General features: G+C 42.2%; 8 protein-coding genes. 4 read left to right on the top strand and 4 right to left on the bottom strand.

The features are described 5' to 3' along the window. Positions 1-158: 158 nt before the first annotated feature. Positions 159-797, bottom strand: a complete 639-nt coding sequence (gene ruvA / locus AACS98_RS01320) for a Holliday junction branch migration protein RuvA (protein WP_066375342.1) — start codon at positions 795-797, stop codon at positions 159-161. After that, complete coding sequence (locus tag AACS98_RS01315) at positions 794-1,543, bottom strand: sucrose-phosphate phosphatase (RefSeq protein WP_066375340.1); 750 nt, start codon at positions 1,541-1,543, stop codon at positions 794-796. The genes ruvA and AACS98_RS01315 overlap by 4 nt, the downstream gene beginning before the upstream one ends. A 115-nt stretch (positions 1,544-1,658) precedes the next feature. Here AACS98_RS01315 and AACS98_RS01310 point away from each other — a divergent pair, with 115 nt between their 5' ends. Beyond that, positions 1,659-2,066, top strand: coding sequence for a thiol-disulfide oxidoreductase DCC family protein (locus AACS98_RS01310; RefSeq protein ID WP_066375339.1), 408 nt, complete (start codon positions 1,659-1,661; stop codon positions 2,064-2,066). A 16-nt stretch (positions 2,067-2,082) separates the two neighbouring features. Here the strand turns inward: AACS98_RS01310 and AACS98_RS01305 are convergent, their stop codons facing one another. Further along, entirely contained in the window at positions 2,083-2,514 is a 432-nt protein-coding gene (locus AACS98_RS01305; protein ID WP_066375337.1) for a hypothetical protein, read from the bottom strand. A gap of 343 nt (positions 2,515-2,857) precedes the next feature. Between AACS98_RS01305 and psbQ the strand changes: the two genes are divergently transcribed. The 3 genes from psbQ (at position 2,858) to AACS98_RS01290 (ending at position 5,555) form a co-directional block, all read left to right on the top strand. Further along, the gene (psbQ, locus tag AACS98_RS01300) at positions 2,858-3,361 is read left to right on the top strand and encodes a photosystem II protein PsbQ (RefSeq protein WP_445206779.1); all 504 of its coding nucleotides are present in this window, start codon (positions 2,858-2,860) and stop codon (positions 3,359-3,361) included. 117 nt (positions 3,362-3,478) lie between these two features. Next, a complete protein-coding gene (locus AACS98_RS01295) occupies positions 3,479-4,567 on the top strand; it encodes an NAD(P)/FAD-dependent oxidoreductase (RefSeq protein ID WP_066375482.1) in 1,089 nt (362 codons plus the stop codon). Positions 4,568-4,706: 139 nt separating this feature from the next. Next, the gene (locus AACS98_RS01290) at positions 4,707-5,555 is read left to right on the top strand and encodes an alpha/beta fold hydrolase (protein WP_066375334.1); all 849 of its coding nucleotides are present in this window, start codon (positions 4,707-4,709) and stop codon (positions 5,553-5,555) included. A 93-nt stretch (positions 5,556-5,648) separates the two neighbouring features. Here AACS98_RS01290 and yidD read toward each other — a convergent pair whose 3' ends face one another. Next, the gene (gene yidD / locus AACS98_RS01285) at positions 5,649-5,879 is read right to left on the bottom strand and encodes a membrane protein insertion efficiency factor YidD (RefSeq protein WP_066375332.1); all 231 of its coding nucleotides are present in this window, start codon (positions 5,877-5,879) and stop codon (positions 5,649-5,651) included. Positions 5,880-5,931 lie beyond the last annotated feature (52 nt).

Below are 5,931 nucleotides of genomic sequence, written 5' to 3'. Positions count from 1 at the left end.
GGGAGATGGGGGAGATGGGGGAGATGGGGGAGATGAGGGGGATGAGGGAGAACAACTAATATTGATTAACTAATAATTAATAATGATTAACTCATACAGCATATTTCATCTTGATGAGGTAAATTTCTCTAGCCCCTAGCCTCTGTCCCCATTGACTATTAACTAACCTGTTCGCTACTACTAAGATAAGCGATCGCTTGTTTGATCCAGTCTTCTACATAGGCATCTTTTGGTAGTCCGATGTCTTCGCTAACTACGTGTAGAGCGTGGCTGACTTCGTGGGCTGTGTAACCCAGGGCAAACAGAGTCATTTGCACTTCTTCTAAAATACCAGGAGCAGGCCCGGCGGTAGCGACGAAGAACCCGGCTGATTTGCGCCATTCGATTAATTTGGCTTTGAGTTCTAAACAGATACGTTCAGCGATTTTCTTACCTACACCAGGGGCTTGAATCAGTATCTGTACGTTACCAGTGATGATCGCTTGAACTAAATCGGGTAATTCTAGAGTATCCAACAAAGCGATCGCTAAAGCTGCACCCACCCCACTGACAGTCAATAAATGACGAAATAAATCGCGTTCAGATGGGGAAGAAAACCCATAAAGTAAAGGTACTTCTTCCCGAATTTGGTAATGAGTGAAAATTTGTACCAAATCACCCGTTGTGGTTAATTGCTTGGCTAACCGTTGCGGAACTTGCAAGTCATAACCCAAGCCATTCACCTCTAGAGTCAGAATCACGCGATTACTGCCTAGATTTTGGATACCAGCAACTATACCTTTGAGATAACTAATCATTTGATGAAACCGAAGTATTTTAAACCTTCAAGGATACCCCCAGCACAGAAATTTTGTGCTAGGTAACGGTGGTTTGCAGGATACTGGTTATGCCACTCCAACAACTCTTGTCGGGCATTCCCAACGATGATTCCCCTTTCGTTGCCGACAGCAAACAAAGCAATATCATTACCTGAATCACCACAAACAACTGTTCGTTCTGCTGCAAATTTCCACTTTTGACGTAGAAACTGCATTGCCTGACCTTTATCGCTGCTACGAGGCACAATGTCAAGGTCAACACCGCTACTATAAATTAACTTTACATTTAATTTATATTTTTCCAACATTAACTCAATTTGGGGAATCACACTGGCGGCGACTTCTTGCTTGAGGAAAAAACTGACTTTAAACGGACGCTGTTCTGAGTCAGGTTGTAATTCTAACTCAGAAAATTGCTCAGTAATAGATAATACCTGTTCTCGATGCCAACCTGTAGACAGAATTTCTGCCCAACTAGAATCAGCAGTATTTTTACCATCTAGATAAATTTCCGTACCCACCGAGACAACTAACGCATCTGGTGCGATGAGATTTTTTTCAATTTGCAGTTCTTTGTACAAAACAGGCGATCGCCCAGTCGCATAGACTATCTTTGTACCATATTCTTGGCGATGCTGAGTCAATATTTGATTCAGTTGTGTGAGTGCTGCGTCATCACCGACCAAAGTGTGATCTAAGTCAGTCACAAACATAAAAGGTGTCATAATCATATACTCCCAGTGATAGAGTTGCCAAAATCTGGAAAAATATCGTATCTAGAAATTAACTACCATAGAACTTACACAAAGCAAAATCAACACTCTCATTCGGAGCAATTCTATGAGTTACTACGTGATTTATGATGGCAACTGCAATCTCTGCGTTACTTTAGTGCAATTACTGGAAAACCTAGACCAAGGTAAGCTGTTTCGTTACATTCCCATGCAAGATGAAGCTACTCTAGCGCAATGGGGTGTGACATCTCAAGATTGTGAACAGGGAATGATATTAATTGATGCTAATGCACCTGATAGACGTTGGCAAGGCAGCAATGCCGCCGAAGAAATCGGGCGATTATTGCCTTTGGGTAAGATTTTTGTAGATGCGTATCGAGCCTTACCGGGGGTAAAATGGACAGGCGATCGCTTTTATGAACAAATCAGGGATAATCGTTATACCCTATTTGGTAAACGCCCCAATACCTATCAATCAGCCTACTGTGTTGATAGCAACTGCAACCTTGGTTAAAAATAAATAACCCTTGTTAATCTTGATTTACCTGATTAAACACCTCTAAAATCTGTAGGCAAACTTGTTTTAGCCTATCGCCAATTTCCGGGGAAGGTGCAGTATCACCGAAAAAACTCCAGTTTTCCACGGTAGATAGTCGCCATACCTCACCACGATGATCAAAACCAGCCACCTCCAAACCTATCGCCCGTCGTGATTTCGTGATCGGATCTTCGTGAAAGCGGATTTGAATTAAAACGCTGCGACTGCGCCAAGATTTGCTCACACCTGGAAAATGAAACCCAATATCTATAGAATCTGGATCAACTAATTCTCTGGTTTCTGGATCATTGTGCCAGGGTTTTAAATCTGATTTAGCATGAGGAAACTCAAATTTGAATAAATTCACCACCGTAGCAATTTTGCTGGCGAGTTCAAGATTGGTTGCCTGTTCAGCTGCATTCACGAAAAAACACTCCTTTATTATGACTCACGTAAAACTGGGGAATGTTGACTGTTGATTGTTGACGGTTGACGGTTGACTCTGAAAGAATTTCTCCCTCATCTCCCTCATCTCCCTCATCCCCCTCATCTCCCTCATCTCCCTCATCCCCTCATCTCCCTCATCCCCCTACTTCTTCCTAGCCTGTAACCTTTCATCCTTAATTAAGCAATTGTACTTAAAATTTTGGCAAAAATAGCTCACACTGAGCTTTTTGTGGAAAACACGTTATGGTATATCAAAAATTTTCTCCAAAATAATTTCCAGGTAAGAACGATAAATTACCTCAGCGATCTAAAATTACACTGTGAATCGGCAAAATAAAACCAACCCATTTCAGTGTATGGCGCGACAACGCTCTATTATTTCATTACTAATTGTACTTGTAGCAACTTTCCTAGTGAGTTGCGGTAGTCCTACAACCGCAGTTGCACCTCCAACTTACACAGCTGCTCAACTGGAAAAAATTCAGGTACACTCACCTGAAGTACAAGCTGTGCGCGATCGCGCAGAAGAACTGAAAACTCTGATTGAGAAAAAAGAATGGATCGATGTGGGTAATTTTATCCACGGCCCTATGACAGAAGCTAGGTTGAGTATGAACTATATCACACCCAACCTACTACCTAAAGAACAATCCGCCGCCCGGCAAATTAGTAAAGATTTGCTCAACCACCTAGTTAAAATCGATCAGGCTGCAAGCACTGGTAATACTCAACTTGCCATCAGTAACTATCAAGCTGCTTTTGCAGATGTTGATCAGTTCCTGCAATTGCTGCCTGAGACAAGCCCTGAATCAGAAGCTAGCTAAGGTAGGAGACAATAAGAGAGGATGAGGGGGATGAGGAAGCAGAGGAGCAGAGGAGAGGGAAAAATGCGATCCCCAATCCCCAATCCCCAATCCCCCACTCTTTTATCAGCAAAAATCATGAATGTAATTATTATCGGGTGTGGCGTGGTTGGTGCAGCGATCGCCTATGAACTTAGCCACATCTCAGGAATCAACATCACAGTTTTCGATCAACAGCCACCAGCACAAGCTTCTACAGGTGCAGCCCTTGGTGTTTTAGTGGGGATAATTAGCCAGAAAGTCAAAGGGAAAGCTTGGAAAATGCGCCAAGCCAGCATCCAACGCTATGAGACTTTAATTCCTGAACTAGAAACTTTAACAGGTCAAACTATCCCTTTCAACCGTCAAGGTATTCTTCACCTGTGTCTAGAAGGAGATAACTTAGCCGACTGGGAAAAGTTAGCAGCAACTCGCCATTCTACAGGTTGGCAATTAGAAATCTGGGATACAGCAAAACTCAAAGATATTTGTCCACAAGTTAATCATCCTCAAGTTATCGGTGCTGTTTACTCTCCTCAAGACCGTCAATTAGACCCCACTGCCTTGACTTTAGCCTTAGTTACGGGCGCACAGCAAAAAGGTGTAAATTTCCAGTTTGGTGTAAAAGTCTTAGGCATTCCCACACCAGAAACTAGCCAACCTCTGACAGTCAAGACAACAGCAGGTAATTTTAGTGCTGATTGGTTGGTAATTGCTGCTGGCTTAGGTTCAACAGAACTCACCGCACAACTCCATCAAAAGGTAGATATTCGTCCTGTATTGGGGCAAGCATTGCAAGTATCTTTAGGTCATTCATTAGGAAATCCTGACTTTCAACCCGCCATCAATGGTAATGATGTGCATATTGTACCGATTGGTGGTGGAGATTATTGGCTAGGCGCAACAGTAGAGTTTCCTACCAATGGTGATGAAATTCCACCGAATCACGAACTGTTAGAATCTGTCAAACAACAAGCTATAGCCTTTTGTCCAGAGTTAGCAACAGCGCAAATTATCCGCACTTGGTCAGGTTTGCGTCCCCGTCCAGAAGGTCGCCCTGCACCAGTAATTGAGATATTACCAGGGTTTAATCATGTCCTTTTAGCGACCGGACACTATCGCAATGGCGTTTTACTAGCTCCCGCCACAGCTAGCGCAATTCGTGAGAAGATTCTAAGTGGGGAATAGGGGCAAATCAATTCAAAATTCAAAATTCAAAATTCAAAAATAAATAATTTTCACCATAATTATTTACTTTTGACTTTTGACTTGTTCGTTACCCTATGCCCTATTACTAGGATTTTGAAAAAATTTTTAGGAAAATAGCGTGTCAATAACAGAACATAAAATAACAGTAGATTCTCTAGAGTGGTTTTATCGGGAAGCTCAACCAATTGGTCAAAGTGATTTATTACCTGTGGTTTTATTACATGGGTTGCCATCACAAAGTTATAGCTGGCGTAATATTATACCAGCTTTAGCGAGTCAAGGAACAAGAGCGATCGCACCCGATTGGATTGGTTATGGCTTTTCTGCCAAACCAGAAAAACGAGACTTCGCCTACACTCCTGATGCTTATATCAAAGCTTTAGAAAGTTTTATTAATGCTTTAGAACTAGAACGATTTTCTTTAGTTGTACAAGGTTTTTTAGGTTCTGTAGGCTTACAATATGCCCTAAAAAATCCCCAAAAAATTGTCAACATCGCTATCTTAAATACACCCATTTCTACTACTGCCAAATTACCGTGGAAAATTCAACAAATGGGTTTACCTTTAGCGGGTGAAATGATGACTCAAGACCCCTTATTAGTTGACCGGACTTTAGAAGGTGGTAGTCGTTATCGTATCGAAGACAAAGACTTAGACGTTTATCGTAAACCGTTTCTGAAAACTTCGGCAGCAGGACGGGCTTTATTAGCAACTATTCGTAATTTACAATTGCCATCAGCAATGACAGAAATTACATCTGGTTTTCAACAATGGCAACAACCAATCCTGATTCAATGGGGTATGATTGACCCGTGGTTGCCTATAGATGTAGCAGAAAATTTCGCCAAGTCTGTACCCAATGCCGAAGTAATTAAACTAAACAACGTTGGTCACTATCCACAGGAACACTATCACGAAGCCATTTTACAAGACCTTCTACCCTTCGTGCGTTGTGCTGGCGGTTGATGATTGACGGTTGACGGTTGACGGTTGACTGTTGACGGTTGACTCTTAAAAAATTTTTCCCTCATCCCCCTCATCTCCCCCACTCCCCAATCCCTACTCCCCAGTCACCTCTTTCTCCGGTACGGGATCATAACCACCGGGATGGAAGGGATGACAGCGTAAGATGCGCCAAATAGCCATCCAGCCACCGCGAAATATGCCAAATCTTTCAATGGCTTGGATGGCGTACATTGAGCAAGTTGGCTGAAAACGGCAAGTTGGGGGGAATAATGGCGAGATAAAGATTCTGTAGCCTTGAATTAACCAAATCAATAATTGCTTCATGAGTGTTGCCTAAATCTTATACATTGGTAACAGAGGTCAATTTGTTGTATCT

The organism is Anabaena sp. CA = ATCC 33047 (genome assembly GCF_963870205.1).
Lineage (GTDB): Bacteria > Cyanobacteriota > Cyanobacteriia > Cyanobacteriales > Nostocaceae > Trichormus.
The sequence above is the reverse complement of the archived record's forward strand: the minus strand, read 5'-3'. Positions and strand labels throughout refer to the sequence as shown.

Bases quoted from the DNA above. Each gene is read 5' to 3' on its own strand.
- ruvA (WP_066375342.1), bottom strand. From the start codon at position 797: ATGATTAGTTATCTCAAAGGTATAGTTGCTGGTATCCAAAATCTAGGC.
- yidD (WP_066375332.1), bottom strand. From the start codon at position 5,879: ATGAAGCAATTATTGATTTGGTTAATTCAAGGCTACAGAATCTTTATC.
- AACS98_RS01295 (WP_066375482.1), top strand. From the start codon at position 3,479: ATGAATGTAATTATTATCGGGTGTGGCGTGGTTGGTGCAGCGATCGCC.
- AACS98_RS01315 (WP_066375340.1), bottom strand. From the start codon at position 1,543: ATGACACCTTTTATGTTTGTGACTGACTTAGATCACACTTTGGTCGGT.
- AACS98_RS01310 (WP_066375339.1), top strand. From the start codon at position 1,659: ATGAGTTACTACGTGATTTATGATGGCAACTGCAATCTCTGCGTTACT.